We start from the raw sequence: 18,938 nt of genomic DNA, 5'->3' as shown, positions 1-18,938 counted from the left end.
ATGAGAAAAGGAGCTGATTAATATACACATTTAACATTTTTTTGGTTACTTGGCATTCCATTGCTCTAGAGAGACTAGCACAGAACGTGGCTTGCTACCTTCGTATGGCCCTACAATTGACTTAGCTTCTAGCTGATCAATTATTCTCGCTGCACGAGTGTATCCAATACGCATACGCCGTTGCAACAACGAAACTGACGCTTGTCCACTCTCAATAACAATCTTAGCAGCATCATCGAACAGATCATCATATACTTCATCGTAATCATCTAATTCATCATCAAGCTCTGGCACAATCTCATCGTTATATTTCACTTCACCCTGACTGCTTACATAGGAAACGAGAGCTTCCACTTCTTCATCTGACAAAAATGCTCCTTGTACACGAATTGGTTTGTTCATACCCATTGGCAAGAAGAGCATGTCGCCACGACCGAGTAACTTTTCAGCACCAGCTACATCAAGGATAGTACGTGAGTCTACTTGTGAAGATACACCAAAAGCTATTCTTGAAGGAATATTAGCTTTAATGACACCTGTAATGACATCTACAGAAGGTCTCTGTGTTGCAATTATTAAGTGTATTCCCGCTGCGCGCGCCATCTGAGCAAGTCGAGCAATAGCATCCTCTACATCATTGGAAGCAACCATCATCAAGTCAGCTAACTCATCGACAATAACGACGATATAAGGTAAAAATAATGACGCATCATCTTTAACATGTTGATTGTATCCTTCGATATTACGAGTACCTGATTTGGAGAATAGCTCATAACGCTTTTCCATTTCAACAACGATTTTCTTTAACGCAAGTGAAGCACGCTTAGGATTCGTTACTACAGGTGCAAGTAGATGCGGAATTCCGTTGTACATATTTAATTCAACCATTTTCGGATCAATCATCAGAAACTTCACTTCATCAGGATTAGCTTTGTAAAGAATACTTGCAATAATCCCATTAATACATACTGATTTACCGGAACCTGTTGCGCCTGCAACAAGTAAATGGGGCATTTTTGCTAGATTACCTACGATACTTTGTCCAGAAATATCACGACCGAATGCTATCGACAATTTAGACGCAGCATTCATGAATACTGGAGTTTCCATAACTTCACGCATCGTCACAACAGAGATCTCACCATTAGGAACTTCAATACCGATGGCAGACTTCCCTGGGATTGGAGCTTCCATTCTGACGTCTTTAGCAGCCAATGCAAGTGCGATGTCATCCGTTAAGCCTACAATGCGACTAACCTTCACTCCGGTAGCAGGTTGGACTTCATATCTAGTAACTGCAGGACCTCTCACGACATCTAACACCTTTGCACGTACACCAAAGCTTTCTAATGTCGCTTCTAGCTTACGACGCGAGTCATACATTTCTACTCCGTCTGAGCCCTTTTGCGTATTAACTGGTTTATTAAGTATCGTGAATGGTGGCATCTGATATGGGATAGCTTTAGGTTGAACATTTGCTTCTATTTTCCCTGCTTCATCCCCATTGTTGTGCTCCGTTATAAATACATCAGAGGTAACTGCTTGTCCCTCCGGATAATCATAATCATCACTTCTATCGATAGTATTACTATTATTAACACTATTTATATGATGATCTTCATCGTCTTGTTCTGCTAGTTCATCTTGTTCACCTACCACTGTGGAACTATGAACAGCTTGAGCCAATCCTTCAACAGGGGCTTGCAGCTGGGAATGATCCGTTACTTGCCAATCTGCATCATACTCAGTCTCTTGATCTATTTGTTGATCTACAGACTCACTAGCGGCTCTATCAACTAATACTAAATTGGGTTCCTGGGTAACAATTTCTTCTTGTTCTTCGACTATCTCTTCATATTGCTCAAGGACATGATCATTCGCGGCAAGCTTCTCTTGATGATTCAATTCCCATTCATCGTCATGTACTTCGGTTTGTTCTTGATTCCACTGGAAGAAATAAGATTTGCGCTTTGGTTTCGTAATCTCAACTTGCACTTCTTCTTCCTCTTCATCATCGTCTATGTAGTGCACATCTTTACTTACTTTAGCTAAAGCTTTCTGTCTAGCTCGAACTACACCTATCTTTGCCACTACTAATTTAATAAGACGAGTTAACTTTACTCTAATGAAACGAAGCATCTCCACATATGATTTACCAGTTATTAGTAGAATCGAGATAAGATACATCACAATATTAATAATTAGAGCGCCATAGTAACCAAATAACATAAATAATAGCGAGTATTGAATCGCCCCTACATAACCACCACTAATAGAAAGATCACGTATGGAAGTACCTTGAGTCATTTCAGTATCAAATAACTGCGAACGAATCTCTTGGTCCAATGTTTTCATAATGATCGATCCCGTAATCGAACTATTATCCAATCCCATATACCTTGCATTAATATGAGAAATCGAGCTACTTAAAGTTAATGATAATAGTAATATAACTACGCCTGTTTTTCTTGTACTCCATCCACTAGGCCATGCACGCTTAACCATTACTGCTAATCCAACGATAATGCCTGCGATAGCAAGTGCGAAGTAAAATTTCCCTAGAAAGACACCAAACAATTTCGATAATGCTTGACCAACTGTCGCTTCCCCTGAGAGAGCTATCATCGATATTGTAATAATAAGAATACCGTATACTTCATATTTCAATTGAGATCCAAACGATCTCTTCTTTTTCCGTTTCTTGGCCAATAAGCTCCCCTCCAATTTCCATTATATCACATGAAAATATTGTGATCTACGAATAAAGAGGAGTCGCGCCTAATTAGCCATATTCTATAAGGTAAGAAAGGAAGCACAAAAAGACTGAGCAATATATTTTCTCAGTCTTTTGCAGTAAATATTTTGATGTCGAATATGCGACGAAGCCTATCAACGTCCGCTTTTGGAACTACCTATACGGAATTATGCTCCCGGGGGCATACCTCTCATCCAGGTAACAATCCAATGGTGGATTAATTAGACGAACGATCAAAGCGTTACCTGAAGTTAAAGGCTTAACTTCCATTAACATCCCTTGATACACATAATCGAGACAATGATCATTCGGTTTTTGTTCTCCATACACGTATTCAACAGGAACAACAGAATATAACATTACACTGGCTCCTCCTTATTATTTTTAATTAGAATCCGAAGTTGTGCAAGGGCATCCCCTATTCCACCTACTTTATCAATAAGACCGTTACTGACGGCATCACCACCGATGACCGTCGTACCAATATCTCTAGCCAATTCCCCCGTCTTAAACATTAATCCTTTGAATGTTTCTTCAGTAATTTGAGAGTGTGCAATGACGAAACGAGTTACTCTTTCTTGCATCTTATCTAAGTATTCAAATGACTGCGGAACACCAATAACTAGTCCATTCATCCGAATTGGATGAATCGTCATCGTAGCTGTCTCAGCAATAAAACTTACATCTCCTGAAACTGCAATTGGAACACCTATGGAATGCCCCCCGCCAAGTACCAATGTGACTTTCGGCTTTGACATTGTACTTATCATCTCAGCAATGGCAAGCCCCGCCTCGACATCTCCGCCTACTGTATTAAGTATAATTAGCAAACCTTCAATTTTACTATTCTGCTCTGCGGCAACGAGTTGCGGAATGATATGTTCATACTTCGTCGTTTTATTTTGAGGCGGTAATATCATATGACCTTCGATTTGACCAATAATCGTTATACAGTGAATATTACTTTCTTGCACACTTGGTACGTTAACGGCACCTAATTGTTGTATAGCTTGTATCGTTTGATCCACTGTTGGCTTTGTTTCTTCTGGTTTGTTCGGTCCATCAGGTAATTGGTCTCCAGTCAAATTCGGAAAAGAATACATCATCTGCCTCCTAAACTTTTTGTAGCTTCGTGGTGTAACTCCTTATGTTTACAAAAAGTCATTTCGAAAGCATAAGCTAAACTTTTTGTAGCTTCATGCTGCAACTCCTTATGTTTACAAAAAGTCAATTCAGAAGCATAACTTTATTATTTATATACTTAGTATGGAGAAATATGCTCAATTTATGCTCGATCACTGTTAACCTTGACGGAATAATATCAATTGCGAAAAATTAGAGCTCTTCGTGTTATCTTTACGCTACTACCGCAGTTCTTTTAAGATAGTTCTGATTAAAATTAAAATATCAGTTCGATATATATATTGACACGATATATATCGAACTGATATATTATTTTTGAGATATACAAATTTTTCTAAAATATAAGGAGGTTATATTTTGAACAGTCAGGATGTTATTTTAGGCATGCTAATGAAAGAATCGTTGACTGGATATGAAATAAAACAGTTATTAGAGAATGTATTCTCTAATTTCTACAGTTCAAGTTATGGAACAATTTATCCAACACTTTCCAGATTGGAGAAGGAAGAATTAATTACTAAAGAAATTGTCCTACAGGACGGGAAGCCAAACAAGAATGTTTTTAATATTACGACTAAAGGACGAGATAGTTTTAATGACTATTTACTAGCACCTTTAGAAGGTGACAGTATTAAGAAATCTGATTTTATGATGAGGCTTTATTTTGGTGAATTTGTTGGGTATGACAAGGTAATTATTTGGCTGAAACAAGTACAAAAGGAATCTCAAAAAAAGCTAGATCAATTGCTAGAGCAGTATTCTTTACACAAGAATGAAATGCATGCTGCACAAGTCATATGCATCCAAATTGGTATTGAAGAATATAAAGCTAAACTTTCAACCATTGCACAAGGATTGGTAAGCATTGAGCAATTAGCGCAAGAGAAGAACAGAATTTAGGAGGAATTGTTAATGAAGACAATTTTCATCACTGGTGCTTCGTCAGGTATTGGGAGAACTACTGTAAAACATTTTGTAGAAAGAGGATGGAACGTAGTAGCTACGATGCGTTCGCCTGAACACGAAACTGAATTCATTACATTGGATAATGTGTTGGTTCTGAGGCTTGATGTTGAGAAAGTAGATACGATTCAAGCTGCGTTATCTACAGCTATTCAACGGTTCGGTAAAATCGACGTTCTTCTCAATAATGCTGGGTATGGAACAATGGGTCTTATAGAAGTAGCCACAGATGAGCAAATTAGAAGACAGTTTGAAGTCAATGTTTTTGGTCTTATCAGTATGACTAAAGCCATATTGCCACATTTTAGATCTAATCAAGACGGTTTATTGATCAATATCTCTTCAATGGGTGGTAGAGTGACCTTTCCGACAATGTCTCTGTATCATTCAACTAAATTTGCAGTAGAAGGTTTCTCTGAATCTGTATCTTATGAATTAGCATCACAAAACATCAAAGTAAAGTTGATCGAGCCTGGTGCAATTGATACGGACTTTGGTGGAAGATCGATGGAGTTCTTTTTTAATGATTCCTTAACGGATTATAAGCAATTTACTACTGCATTTTTAGGTAAATTAGGCGAAATGGAAAAACAGCCAACATACGCTTCACCCCCAGAAATTGTTTCGGAAACAATATATCAAGCTGCCACAGATGGAACAAGTAAATTCCGATATGTAGTGGGAGAAGATGCAAAGATGCTCATTCATATGAAAGAACATACGGATGAAGAAGAATATTTGAATAATATAGCTCATCATTTTTCTTAAGTAGATCATTTTTGTAACCTTTTCCCCTTTTGTAACCACCAAAAAATCCCCTTCGATAAACAGTGTTGAATTCATAAAATCTTGAACTCTTTGTTCACTGTCTATTGTAAGGGGATTAACTCAATCTTTAATTACTCTCTCTACAGAAACTCTCATCCTCTATCACACTACTATAAGTTACTATTAATAAGGCATGATAAAGTCTTGAGTATAATAATTTCGGTATGCACCTACACCAAGTTCCTTGTATTCTGGATATAATAGATTATCTCGATGATTCCAAGAATTAATCCATCCTGAATAAACAGCAAATGCATTCTCATATCCAGAAGCGATATTCTCGCCACCACCAAATTTAGTCAATCCTGCCGCTTCCAAACGACCTTGCGGATCTAATCCAGCTAAATTTTTATGATCAAGATATTTGTTTGTATACATATCCTTACTATGCAAGTATGCTGCCTTTGCGGCTTTCTCATTCCAAATTAACATGTTTTTAATATTATTTTTGTTACGAAAAGCATTCGTAACATCTAATATTTGCAACTCATAACTTTTATCAATAAGTTCTTGAGTTGCCGTACCTTTTCGACCATATGTTGCATCATATTGCAATATTCCATCTATAACATTATCTGAAAACTTATCCAAGTAATAATTCGTTATGATTCCATTTTGTTCATTTTGATAGTAACCAAATGAATTTAGTTTAACTTCAATACCGACATATTTTTTCAATTTTTGAAAACTAGAACCTACTAATATAGCATTATTCTGACCCCATACATTTCTTACGTTTGAATAGAGTGCTACTACTTTATTTTCACTAGAAACGCCATACATTGCGAATCTATTATAGTCATCATTATATGCATACCATGTAAAGTTAAATTCAGATGAGTCTTTACGATTTGGTTTGCCTAGCTTGCTAACTAATGCTGCCTCAGTATCACCGAGCGATATATTACGTAATCCAGTTGAAGAGGTTACACTCCTACCAATATACTCTTTTACTGAAGGATACAGTTGCTTCATACGTTTAATAAATACAATAGCTTCCGCTCTATTCAAATTCTCATACGGCAAGTATCCTTCTACTGTAGCACTAACTTTACCCGTTGATAATTTGGTATCTAGTAAAAATTGAATTGATGCGGCATCACTTTTATAACTACCTTGTAGCATTGAATAAACAATATTTGCAACTTGGTAGCGCTGATACAACGCATTTTGCCCACTAAACTGCCAAAAATTATCTGTAGCAAGATCAAAGTAAGGAATATACCACTTTTCTCCAGACTCTACTTTTCGTACCGTGAAATCGTTGCTGTAGGCTCTCACAATCATGGCGAGAAATTCTGGTTCAGTAACATTGTTATTCGGATTAAAATTACCATTAGAATCGCCCTTAACAATTCCTTCATTGTAACCCCAATGAATAGCATCTATAGCCCAATGATTACTGGGCAGATCTTTAAAAATTGTATCAGCCTTACTTTTAGTTGCTGCATTTACATGTTGCATGTTTATTGGAATGACACCACTGAACAAAACAATTACTGCAACAAAAATAGTAAGCAGTTTATTTCCTCTCACTGTCTCCACCTCGATTGTTATAATATTGAGTTAATAAACTAACATTTGGATAATACTGCCTGTTTATAATTCTATTATATGCAATACAAGCACTTATTCAATTCAATTTGCAACAAATGGGTCTCAAGACATAAAAAAACTAGCTAATGTCTACTCAATAATGAGTAATATTAGCTAGTAAATTTAGGTGAATGGAATATAAAATTATACTTCCATAATAATTGGTAAAATCATCGGGCGACGACGTGTTTGTTCATATAGGAATCTACCTAGTGAATCTTTCACGTTTGTTTTTAACGAAGCCCATTCGTTAACTTTATCGTTCATTAATTTAGTAAGTGTAGAAGTTACGATACGATTTGCTTCGTCAAGAAGTCCTTCGGACTCACGTACGTAAACAAAGCCACGAGAGATAATATCTGGACCAGATAGAATTGTTCCATCCGCTTTACTAAGTGTTACTACAACGACTAGAATTCCATCTTGAGATAGTAGTTTACGATCACGTAATACGATGTTTCCTACGTCACCTACTCCTAATCCATCGATAAGTACTCTACCTGCTTGAACTTTAGGTCCACGAGCAGCTTGACCACCTTGGAACTCTACAGTTTCACCATTATCTAATACAAAAATGTTTTCTGGAGCAATACCAACTTCTTCACCTAGACCAGCATGAAGACGTAGCATACGATATTCACCGTGAATAGGAATAAAGTATTTAGGCTTAACAAGATTAAGCATAAGTTTCAATTCTTCTTGACTACCGTGACCAGATACGTGAACGCCTGATACAGATCCCGGTCCGTAGATTACATGTGCTCCAAGACGGAACAATTCATCTACTGTTCTACCAACATAACGTTCATTACCAGGGATAGGCGTCGCGGCAATGATCACCGTATCACCAGGTAAAATATCTACTTTACGATGTGTTGAACGTGCCATACGAGTAAGTGCAGACATTGGTTCGCCTTGACTACCAGTACACAAGATAACAACACGATCAGCTGCCATACGATTTACTTCTTCTGGCTCTATGATCATTCCTTCAGGAATATTCAAGTAGCCAAGCTCACTTGCAATCGTAACGACATTTACCATACTACGACCTACGACTGCAATTTTGCGGCGTGTTGCAATCGAAGCATTAATTACTTGCTGAATGCGATGTACATTTGAAGCAAAAGTAGCTACAACAACACGTTGCGTTGATTTACGGAATATATCTTCTAGTTCATTACCAACATTACTTTCAGACGGTGTATATCCTGGACGTTCAGCATTTGTAGAATCAGATAGAAGAGCTAATACGCCTTTGCTACCGATTGCTGCAATACGTTGCAAATCAGCGAATTGATCATTAACAGGAGTGTGATCGAATTTGAAATCACCTGTATGAACAATCGTACCTTCTGGTGTATCTAAACATACTCCGACAGAATCAGGAATACTGTGATTCGTTTTGAAGAAGCTTGCAGTGATCGTTCCAAGTTGGATCTCACTATCTGCACTAATTAGAATTCGTTTTGTATCTCCTAATATTCCAGCTTCTTTCAATTTCACTTCGATTAATCCTAGTGTTAATTTTGTTGCATACACAGGAACATTTAAGCTCTTCAATACATATGATAAACCACCAATGTGGTCTTCATGTCCGTGAGTTATAATGATACCGCGTACTTTATCCTGATGTTCAACTAAGTATCCAACATCTGGAATTACGATGTCAATACCTAGCATGTCCTCCTCAGGGAATTTTAATCCAGCATCTACTACTACAATATCATCGTTATATTGAACGACGTACATATTTTTACCGATTTCGCCGACTCCGCCTAATGCAAAGACAAGTAACTTATCTTGGTTATTCTTTTTAGACAAGTGAATCTATACCTCCTAAAGGTTATACCTTATTTAATTTGTTGTACTAAAACAATCTATTAACAAAAAACGTCAGATGCCGCTCTGACGGAATGTTCAAATTCAATATTTAATTGCCGCACCCATTCACTTAATTCCATTATACATGATTAAAAAGCGATTACACAAGTCAAAGGCAATATTTTCGTTTCGATTTCAAAATATATGTAATTACGACAAAAGCCGATGCCTTTCAGCACCGGCTTTTTAAGGTTTTCTATTAAGAAATTTGATTTTTAATTTGTTTCAAATTCCGTACGAATTCTGCTTCTAATTCTGTAATTGGTGCTAATGGCAAACGAACTGAACCAACAGGAATACCGATTAATTCAAGTGCATACTTCACTGGAACGGGATTTGACATAGGATGAGGGCAAGCAAACATACCTTTAAAGAACGGTAGTAATTCACCATGAAGCTTAGCTGCTTTTGTTACGTTACCGGATATATAGGATTGAATCATTGATTTCATTTCTTGTCCAACGATATGAGCAGATACACTTATAATTCCGTAAGCACCCACTGCAAGTGCTGGAAGTGTAGCACTATCATCACCGGAGTACACTTTGAAACCTTCAGGTGCACCACTAATAATTGAAGTAAGTTGATCTAGGTTAGCACAATCCTTTGTTGCAATAATATTAGGGATTTGTGCAAGTCTAAGTGTTGTATCTACGGATAGATTTGTACCTGTACGACCTTCAACATTGTATAAGAACACAGGAAGTGAGGTGTTTTCTGCAATCGCTTTGAAATGCAAATACAGACCTTCTTGACTTGGTTTGTTATAATACGGTACAACCAGCAATAAGCCATCTACTCCGCATTGCTCAGCGCGCTGTGATAAGCTAATTGAAGATTTCGTATTGTTACTGCCAGTTCCTGCGATAATACGCACTCTACCTGCAGCTTTTTCAACAGCAAAAGTAAACAATTCTACTTTTTCGTCCTCTGTTAAAGTTGGTGACTCCCCTGTAGTCCCCGCAATAACAATGCTATCACTTTGCTGGTCATTAATTAAATATTCGATAAGTTGCTCAGCAGTAGCCCAATCAATAGTGCCTTCTGCATCGAAAGGGGTTACCATCGCGGTAATCAATCTTCCGAACTCCATCGTAAAACTCCTCCTACTATTTCAATCATAATCAATAGTTACATTATGAAATTCATAAACATAATTAAATACTTTATTATTGTAAAGCGTTTAACGATTAAGGTCAAACGTTGAATGTAGCGCCATAAGTGCAATAACCATATGTTGTTCTTTCACCAATACCCAAATTGCTGCATTAGAGTCCGCGGATTGAAGAATAGGTACATCAATATCAGATAATGCAGTAATGATATTAGCCATTACCCCAGGTTGGCCATTCATGCCACCACCGATAATTGAAATTTTCGCGCAACTTGGTTCAAGCTTCACAGATAATTTCTCAGCTTCAAGTAATTGTTTTGCTAGTTCTGCTTGCACTGTCTGAACAGTAAAGACTGCTCCACTCAATGTTACATTAATAAAGTCAACACTAATCCCATGGCGGGCTAACGTTTGAAACAATAATTGTGGAGCACGATGATCCGCATAATCACTTTGTACAGTTAGTTGAGTAATTCCAGTGACATGAGCGATACCCGTTACATGTCTATCAAGAACAGCATGTTCGTTATGATCCCACGCCGCATCTTGTACAAGAGTTCCTTCATCATCAGAAAAAGTAGATCGCACTCGAACCGGAATGCGAGCTTGTTGCGCGATCTCTACTGCACGAGGATGTACAACTTTAGCACCTTCTCTAGCCATATGACAGATCTCAGCATAGCTCAATTTCGCAATCGGTTTTGCATCAGCAACAAATCTAGGATCAGCAGTTAAGACGCCATTAACATCAGTGTAAATATCTACGAACTCAGCATGTAGTGCAGCACCAAGTGCAGTTGCTGTAGTATCACTACCGCCTCTTCCTAAAGTAGTTACATCGCTATTACGAGTTCTACCTTGAAAACCAGTTACTACAACCACTTTATTCAGTTTCAATGCTTGGATCAGTTTTTCTGGTTTGATCGATGTAATCTTCGCTGAACCAAATTCTTCATCCGTCTCTATTCCCGCTTCTGCACCAGTATATACTATCGCTTCGATACCTGCAGCGCGAATCTGAGCGCCTAGCAATGTAGCAGAGATTATTTCTCCACAACTTATTAATAAATCCTTCTCACGAGCGTCTACGCCGCCTAGATGAGAGTCTAATAGTTCTAACAAAGTATCCGTTGCATATGGTTCACCACGTCTACCTATCGCAGATACAACGATGACAACGGCATAGCCGTTGTCTCGTTCGCGCCTGATATGATGAATCACACGTTCAGTTGCTTCAGTTGTTGCTAATGAAGTGCCGCCGAATTTTTGAACTAAGATTCGCATAACTTCGCCTCCGTATTACATCAAGCCTGACTAAGATGATAAAAGATGTAGCTTAACCTTTTGCTATATACTCTGCAATTTGCACTGCATTCCATGCAGCACCTTTTAATAGATTATCAGAAACAATCCACATATTTAGACCTTTTTCACTTGTAATATCGCGTCTGATACGACCTACAAATACATCTGGTTTACCTGCTGCTTCAGTAGCAAGTGGGTAAAGTTGATTCGTTGGATCATCTACTAGAGTAATCCCAGGAGCATTAGCAAGTAGTGACTTCACTTCTTCAACTTCAAATTGATTGTTGAATTCTACATAAACAGACTCTGAATGACCGTAAATAACAGGGATACGAACGCATGTAGCAGACACTTCGATTGAATCGTCACCCATAATTTTTTTCGTTTCATTTGTCATTTTCATTTCTTCGTATGTGTAGCCATTTTCCGTGAATTTATCAATTTGCGGAATTGCATTAAATGCAATTTGATGCTTCACTGGTAATCCGCCTACTGGTAGTACATCTGGATTCACTTCTTCTTGGTCAAGAACTGCTCTTGTTTGACGAAGTGTTTCTCTAATCGCGCTTGCTCCTGCACCTGAAACCGCTTGGTAAGTAGAGACAATGACACGTTTAATGCTATAGCGATCATGTAATGGTTTTAAAGCAGCAACCATTTGAATTGTAGAACAGTTAGGATTTGCAATTATGCCTTTATGTGCTGCGATATGTTCAGGGTTAACCTCTGGAACGACAAGAGGCGTATTAGGATCCATACGGAATGCACTCGTATTATCGATACAAACAGCTCCACGTTTGGCAGCTTCTGGAGCTAATACTTTAGATACATCGCCACCAGCACTGAACAAAGCAATTTCTACACCATCAAAACTATCTGGCGTTGCTTCTTCAATAACATATTCAGCACCTTTAAAAGTTAGTTTCTTACCAGCGGAACGAGCTGATGATAGAAATTTAATTTCATTAATAGGGAAGTCTCTTGTCTCTAACAACTTAATAATTTGTTCCCCTACTGCTCCTGTTGCTCCGACTACTGCTAAATTATACAATTTTTGGTTTGACATATGATGTCTTCTCCCCTCTATACTATGGCTAATATATTAATGCCGTTCGATAAGCATTGGTTGTAATTGCTGACCTTGTAAGGCTGACTCACAGGCATCCATAATAAGATCCATTCTAGCAACTAATGAATTAGGCTTATTGATAGGATCGTCTTGACCGAACGGCACAAAATAAATATTTTTCGTAACAAGTAGTTTCGCAATGTTGGCAGCATTCAATCCAAGGCCATCATTAGTAGAAATAGCAATTACGATTGGACGACTATTACGCATTTGCGATTTGGCTGCCATAAGCACTGCACTGTCAGTAATTGCATTTGCCAAGCGGCTTGTTGTATTTCCTGTGCATGGTGCAATGGTTAACACATCGATTTTTTTCGATGGTCCAAGAGGTTCTGCTTGAACAATAGTTGAAATAATTTCATTGCCAGTAATACGAGTTAATTCACTACGCCATTTTTCTGCTGTACCAAAACGTGTATCAATTGTTAATAACGTATTAGAAACAATCGGTATTACATTAGCTCCAGCATCGATAAAACGCTGTATTTGGGGCATTATTTCTTCCAATGTACAATGTGAACCTGATAAAGCATAACCTACTGTTAATCCATCCCAATTCATCGTAAATCCCTCCGCATCGTCAATTCAGTGTGAATCAATTGACTTAAGCAATCTGCTAATAGTAAACCTGCAGTTCTGGGGGCTACGATGCCAGGTAAGCCTGGAGCAAGTATAGCTTTCACGCCTCGTTCCTCTGCAAAGTGGAAGTCTGTTCCACCTGGCTTAGTTGCGAGATCAATAATAACCGTACTTTTTTGTAGTTTTTCGATTATTTGCGCTGTGATTATCATAGTCGGAATTGTATTAAAAAGCAAGTCAATATTACCTACAAATTGCTCAAGATCCTTTGTATAAAAAGGATTGAAGCCCATTTCATACGCTCTTGCATATTGCTCAGAACGTCTAACTCCCAAATAAACATTTGACCCTAATGCTTGTAGTGTTCTTGCCATTGTGATTCCTGTACGACCAAATCCTAACACCATAGAGTTGGATCGATGAATCGTAATATCTGTATGCTGAATCGCCATCATCAAAGCACCTTCAGCTGTAGGAATGGAGTTGTAGATTGCAACATCATCACGTTCAAACAACTCGACTAATCGGTAATTACCATCATTACATAGTTGCTTCAAATACGATTTTGCAATACCTGTATAGATGGTGCAATGCTTAGGTAAGGCAAGCAAATACTCTTTCGTTAATTGCAAGCTTTCACTGCTGAAAACAGTATGAACAAACCCATCATCATCAGTGCCAACTGCTGGCAAGATCAATGCATCAAGGTCCTCTAACGATCTAACCTCTAATTCTACAGCAACTGCGCGTGGATGTAGCTCATTCTTCTGATCAAACCCACATACGGTGACTTGAGCATTCAGCTCACAAAGCTTATGAATAACTTCAAGTTGCCTTGCATCGCCGCCAAGTAGAAGTACTTTTACGCCTGTTAACATCAGGCACACTCCTTTCTGGCTCAAAAATATAAGGTATTGTATGCTTCAATTCGCTAATGGGTGAATATCCATGCTTGATGGTTTTTCTTGCTGCTCATATTTTTGAATACTATTTATAAAAGAAACAGCGGCAGTCTAGGACGAGAAAATAGAGTCCTAGACTGCCGCTGCAGTGTTTTTATATCGTTTTAATTGATGTAAATTAACCCAATATGTTATTCAGCAGTAATAGCATACAATACATGGTCTTCCCATATATTATTTATTTTTAGATACGCTTTTGCTAATCCCTCATATCTAAACCCTGCCTTTTCTATCACTCGGATAGACGACAAGTTCCTTGGCATGATCCCAGCTTGGATACGATGTAAGCCAATTTCGTTAAATGCATATTTCACACATAGTGAAACAGCAGCCGTTGCATAGCCCTTTCCATTATGTTTTTGATCAATATAATAACCCAAATATGCGTTTTGAAAAGGACCTCTAGCAATACCAGTTAAAGCTATCCTCCCAATAAGTTCATTGGTCTCTTCTAGAAAGATGCCAAAAATATATGATTGGTCGGTTTGTGCCCATAGCATGCTATTTGTTATTTCATTTACTTTTCCTTCGAGCGTAAAGTGAGATTCATCCCTAATCGGTTCAAAGGGTTGAAAGAACTCACGGTTTCTAAGTATTAATTTAAGAAGAACTGTAGAATCGTTTAACTCAAGATGTTTTAGATAAATATTATGTTCATTCATATTCCAAAAGTAGTCCTTTCTATTTGTAATGAAGAAATTGAGGGAGATCCTTGTATCCATTCGATGCTTTGTTACTAGGCTATTACTCATAAAACATTCACTTTTAACTGCTCATGTTATTGATTGCTTTACAAATAGATGTCCGCAGTATTTAATAAGTTAATACAACTTACTAACACTTAATCTGCCTACTATTATTATAATTAATACAAGCTTGTAACATTATCAAACTAAGTTTAGTCAGTTTATTAATAAGCATATGAAAAGATAATGAAGAAAAACGAGTTACTTCTTATTTATTGTTAACAAGCACACTTATGGGGGTGATTTCATGACTAGAGTAAATTATTCATACGTAGCAATCGGTCTTGTATGTTCCTTGATTTGGATCTTCATCGGAACGATTTTTTATATAAACTCACTATCATATCTTCAAACATTATTTAGCTCCAATTTCGGAATGGAATTTGTGCATTATTTCTTGTGGGGCATTCCTTTCCTCCTACTAATTCTAACTATTATATTTACAAAGAAACGTAGTTATCGTATTTTAATGATCTCTTTTTTGTTGGGAAGTATTCTTTTCACTTTGATGATTCCTATTCTATTCGGGTAGCGTGCCTTGAGCTAGCTTGTGGCTGCGCTACCATGTAGGTTCCGATCGCTTTCGCGCGCCGATTTACTGTGAATATATCTCTTTGTAGAAAATCAGCTTACAGGGCGAACGTCACGCTACACAGCGGAGAAAATAATTACTAGTGAAAAAGTGAATATTGTCGCCCTTATAAACCTATTTCCACCTTGGCTCAATCAAAGAAATGGGTCTATAAAAAGCGATTGGAACAGTAATTTTTTGTAGCGAGCATACGCTATTCTCATAGCGAAGCCACAACTAAGCATCCACGTTCATAAGCTAGCATAAAAAAGCATCTCCTCGCTACTGGCTAAGTAGCAAAGAGACGCTTAAGATGCTTTAGAAAATAAGTCCGATTATTGATTTAGACGCCAGTATGTCCGAAACCGCCCGCACCGCGCAATGTATCAGGAAGCTCATCTGCTTCAATGATCGTTACGTTAGGGACAATTTGGAATAACATCTGAGCGATGCGCTCACCACGTTCAATAGTGAATGGTGCTTGTCCATGGTTGATCAATAATACTTTTACCTCACCGCGGTAATCAGCATCGATTGTACCAGGTGAATTCAAGCATGTTATACCATGTTTATAAGCTAATCCACTACGTGGACGAATTTGTGCTTCTAATTCAATCGGCATAGCCATCGCAAAGCCAGTTGGAATAAGCTTACGCTCTCCTGGAGCAAGCACAACTGGTTCTGCCACTGAAGCTTGAAGATCAAAGCCTGCAGAGCCTTCTGTCATACGTTTTGGAATAGCCAAATCTTCATTACCTTCTAGACGCTTAAATAATACTTGAAACAAGCTGATCCCTCCTAAGTTTATCAATTGCTTTATCATTAGTACCGACCATTGATACTGCAAATGGAGTGGACAACATCATCTTAGTTACTTCTTTAATCTCATCCATTGTAATATTATCAATGCGAGTTAATAATGTATCTACAGAATTATGCTTACCTAGCATCAGCTCATGTTTTCCGTTGCGGTTCATTCGACTACTAGTACTCTCAAGATTCAAAATTAATGAACCCTTTAATTGTTCTTTACCTCTAGCAACTTCTGCATCAGTTAATCCTTTTTGACCAACCTCATACATAAGTTCCATCGTTAGATCAAGAACATCTTTAGTTTGCTTCGGTGCAGTTCCTGCATAGATTGTGAATAGACCAGAATCAGCAGCAGAGCTATGATAAGAATAGACAGAGTACGCTAATCCTCTTTCCTCACGAATAACTTGGAACAATCTCGAACTCATTCCACCGCCTAATGCATTGTTAAGTAGGATCATTGCATTTTGCAAAGGATCACCTAATGCACAACCAGGGAATGACATACAAATATGATTCTGTTCTGTTTTCTTTTGGAAGAAAGAGTAGTCTCCCACGAATGTAGGTACTACGATGCTATCAGTGATCGGTTCATTATTTTGGTAATGACCAAAGTAAGTTTCCAATAGATCTAACAGAGATTTATCTTCTACGTTACCCGCTACACTAAGGACGATATTGTCAATCGTATAACGATCCTTCATAAAGTCTAGCAATGTTTTTGAATTCATACTTGCTAAAGTTTTTTCAGTACCAAGTATCGAATAAGCTAACGGATCATTACCATAGGCAGCTTTAGCCGCTTCATCATGGACACGATCATCTGGTGTATCTTCATACATCGATATTTCTTCTAATATTACATTGCGTTCTTTCGCAAGCTCTTCTTCATCCATTTGTGAATTAAAGAACATATCTGAAAGTGCATCTACAGCTAAAGGTAGATGTTGATCTAATACTTTTGCAAAATAGCAAGTATACTCTCGTGAAGTGAACGCATTAACGTTACCGCCAATACCATCAAATAAATCAGCGATATCACGCGCACTTCTTTGCTCTGTACCTTTGAACATCATATGTTCGATAAAATGTGAAATCCCATTATTAAGTTCTGTCTCATTACGCGAGCCATTTTTTACCCATATACCAATTGAGACGGATCTAACTGTAGGAATTTTTTCGACAACGACACGCATGCCATTGCTAAGCTTGTACTTTTCCACCAAGCAACCTCCTAAAACTTTTCGTTTCTTCTTGTTTGACTTCTTAAGTAACGAAAAGTTACTTCGTAAGCATAATCTAAACTTTTCGTTTCTTCTTGTTTGACTTCTTAAGTAACGAAAAGTTACTTCGTAAGCATATACAAAAATATTCAATGATTCAACTATATCAGAATATATCTACTCCCTCAACTGTATCCTGCAGTCGTTCAGATGATAACGTATCACTCACTGTACCAATAGTGTAACCTTGAGCCTTTATTTTCTTTATCATTTCAGGCAATGCACTAGCAGTTGAGATCGTAGGATGCATTAATATTAATGCACCAGGCTCTAATTTGGTTGTAACACGAGATACAACCAATGAAGCTGGTGGTTTCTTCCAATCAATAGTGTCAATCGTCCACAGTACTGTTAATAAACCTTGATCTCTCGCAACTTGTATCGTTGTTTGATTAAAAGACCCTGATGGAGGAGCGAACCATTTGTTATTAACATTCAATTCTTTCAATAATTGTTCGGTTCGTGTAATCTGTTTCTCTTGCTCATATCGAGAAAGATTCGCCATATTTGGGTGAGAATACGCATGATTAGATAACTCGTGACCTGCATTTTGAATCTTGATAGCAAGGTCTTTGTTGTCGCGAAGCCATGTTCCATCTAGAAAAAATGTTGCATGTATTTGCTCTTGTTCTAATGAATTTAATATAGAATCTAAATATTCATTACCCCATGCGACATTGATCATAAATCCAATCATTTTCTTATTCGGATTCCCTTTGTATATCTGATGATTTCCTAAATCTTCAAGTTTAATACTTGGTTCCGTATTTTTGTAAATGAATCTTAACTTTTCTCCACGTACCATTTGTAAATTATACTCATATGTTTTTTCAATATCTACTTCAACCCCATTATATCCAGGGATAGCATGAAATACTCTATCAATTCTTGCATTGATCGGTTCTACCTTATGATTGCCTGCTTCTGCCTCGATCTGAGCATAGAGTTCTTTCTTTTCTGCCTCTGAACGATTTACTTGCATGAATGTATAAACCGCATCTTGTTCTTGAACATGATTAATGAAGCTAGACATCGTTCCATTCATTTTTATAAATACGACAAGTGCTAACGTACTTGCGACGATAAAAGAGGCTCTTTTCCACCAATGAATTTTCACTTTTCTCACTCCTGCACCGTTTACTGCATATACCTGTACAAGCGTATCTGTAGTACATGTTATGAGTGAGATGTTATAAATATGTACATAACACAAAAAAAGAGACAGATCTAATCTGACTCTTCATCGCATTGATATTCAATTATCATT

At 37.6% G+C, this 18,938-nt stretch carries 16 protein-coding genes; 2 read left to right on the top strand and 14 right to left on the bottom strand.

Features of this window, described 5'->3' with window-relative positions:
* Nucleotides 1–45: 45 nt before the first annotated feature.
* The 3 genes from NV377_RS03240 to NV377_RS03230 all read right to left on the bottom strand — a co-directional run bounded on the left by NV377_RS03240 (nucleotide 46) and on the right by NV377_RS03230 (nucleotide 3,858).
* Nucleotides 46–2,709 carry an FtsK/SpoIIIE family DNA translocase gene (locus NV377_RS03240; RefSeq protein WP_258199726.1) on the bottom strand — a complete coding sequence of 888 codons (2,664 nt, stop codon included), beginning with the start codon at nucleotides 2,707–2,709 and terminating at the stop codon, nucleotides 46–48.
* Between the two features lie 199 nt (nucleotides 2,710–2,908).
* Nucleotides 2,909–3,115: a YlzJ-like family protein gene (locus NV377_RS03235; RefSeq protein ID WP_258199725.1), complete on the bottom strand. Its 207-nt coding sequence runs from the start codon at nucleotides 3,113–3,115 to the stop codon at nucleotides 2,909–2,911.
* The gene (locus NV377_RS03230; protein WP_258200351.1) at nucleotides 3,115–3,858 is read right to left on the bottom strand and encodes a ClpP family protease; all 744 of its coding nucleotides are present in this window, start codon (nucleotides 3,856–3,858) and stop codon (nucleotides 3,115–3,117) included. Before NV377_RS03230 ends, NV377_RS03235 begins: the two co-directional genes overlap by 1 nt.
* Before the next feature lie 397 nt (nucleotides 3,859–4,255).
* Between NV377_RS03230 and NV377_RS03225 the strand changes: the two genes are divergently transcribed.
* Nucleotides 4,256–4,798, top strand: coding sequence for a PadR family transcriptional regulator (locus NV377_RS03225; protein ID WP_258199724.1), 543 nt, complete (start codon nucleotides 4,256–4,258; stop codon nucleotides 4,796–4,798).
* Nucleotides 4,799–4,810: 12 nt separating this feature from the next.
* Nucleotides 4,811–5,629: an SDR family oxidoreductase gene (locus tag NV377_RS03220; protein WP_258199723.1), complete on the top strand. Its 819-nt coding sequence runs from the start codon at nucleotides 4,811–4,813 to the stop codon at nucleotides 5,627–5,629.
* A 183-nt stretch (nucleotides 5,630–5,812) separates the two neighbouring features.
* Here NV377_RS03220 and NV377_RS03215 read toward each other — a convergent pair whose 3' ends face one another.
* From NV377_RS03215 to NV377_RS03165, 11 genes are all read right to left on the bottom strand, one after another.
* Complete coding sequence (locus tag NV377_RS03215; protein WP_258199722.1) at nucleotides 5,813–7,225, bottom strand: CAP domain-containing protein; 1,413 nt, start codon at nucleotides 7,223–7,225, stop codon at nucleotides 5,813–5,815.
* Nucleotides 7,226–7,429: 204 nt separating this feature from the next.
* Complete coding sequence (locus tag NV377_RS03210) at nucleotides 7,430–9,109, bottom strand: ribonuclease J (RefSeq protein ID WP_258199721.1); 1,680 nt, start codon at nucleotides 9,107–9,109, stop codon at nucleotides 7,430–7,432.
* 259 nt (nucleotides 9,110–9,368) lie between these two features.
* Nucleotides 9,369–10,262: a 4-hydroxy-tetrahydrodipicolinate synthase gene (dapA, locus tag NV377_RS03205; protein ID WP_258199720.1), complete on the bottom strand. Its 894-nt coding sequence runs from the start codon at nucleotides 10,260–10,262 to the stop codon at nucleotides 9,369–9,371.
* 90 nt (nucleotides 10,263–10,352) lie between these two features.
* On the bottom strand, nucleotides 10,353–11,567 hold the full coding sequence (gene dapG / locus NV377_RS03200) for an aspartate kinase (RefSeq protein WP_258199719.1): 1,215 nt from the start codon (nucleotides 11,565–11,567) through the stop codon (nucleotides 10,353–10,355).
* A 52-nt stretch (nucleotides 11,568–11,619) separates the two neighbouring features.
* A complete protein-coding gene (locus NV377_RS03195; RefSeq protein ID WP_258199718.1) occupies nucleotides 11,620–12,654 on the bottom strand; it encodes an aspartate-semialdehyde dehydrogenase in 1,035 nt (344 codons plus the stop codon).
* A 36-nt stretch (nucleotides 12,655–12,690) separates the two neighbouring features.
* Nucleotides 12,691–13,278 carry a dipicolinate synthase subunit B gene (locus tag NV377_RS03190; protein ID WP_258199717.1) on the bottom strand — a complete coding sequence of 196 codons (588 nt, stop codon included), beginning with the start codon at nucleotides 13,276–13,278 and terminating at the stop codon, nucleotides 12,691–12,693.
* Nucleotides 13,275–14,174, bottom strand: a complete 900-nt coding sequence (gene dpsA / locus NV377_RS03185) for a dipicolinate synthase subunit DpsA (RefSeq protein WP_258199716.1) — start codon at nucleotides 14,172–14,174, stop codon at nucleotides 13,275–13,277. The genes NV377_RS03190 and dpsA overlap by 4 nt, the downstream gene beginning before the upstream one ends.
* A 215-nt stretch (nucleotides 14,175–14,389) precedes the next feature.
* On the bottom strand, nucleotides 14,390–14,920 hold the full coding sequence (locus tag NV377_RS03180; RefSeq protein ID WP_258199715.1) for a GNAT family N-acetyltransferase: 531 nt from the start codon (nucleotides 14,918–14,920) through the stop codon (nucleotides 14,390–14,392).
* Nucleotides 14,921–15,918: 998 nt separating this feature from the next.
* A complete protein-coding gene (gene dut / locus NV377_RS03175) occupies nucleotides 15,919–16,398 on the bottom strand; it encodes a dUTP diphosphatase (protein ID WP_258199714.1) in 480 nt (159 codons plus the stop codon).
* A complete protein-coding gene (locus NV377_RS03170; protein WP_258199713.1) occupies nucleotides 16,343–17,611 on the bottom strand; it encodes a M16 family metallopeptidase in 1,269 nt (422 codons plus the stop codon). Before NV377_RS03170 ends, dut begins: the two co-directional genes overlap by 56 nt.
* A gap of 166 nt (nucleotides 17,612–17,777) precedes the next feature.
* A complete protein-coding gene (locus tag NV377_RS03165) occupies nucleotides 17,778–18,788 on the bottom strand; it encodes a polysaccharide deacetylase family protein (protein ID WP_258199712.1) in 1,011 nt (336 codons plus the stop codon).
* Between the last annotated feature and the right edge of the window lie 150 nt (nucleotides 18,789–18,938).

It is taken from the genome of Paenibacillus endoradicis (assembly GCF_024721975.1).
The sequence above is the reverse complement of the archived record's forward strand: the minus strand, read 5'-3'. Positions and strand labels throughout refer to the sequence as shown.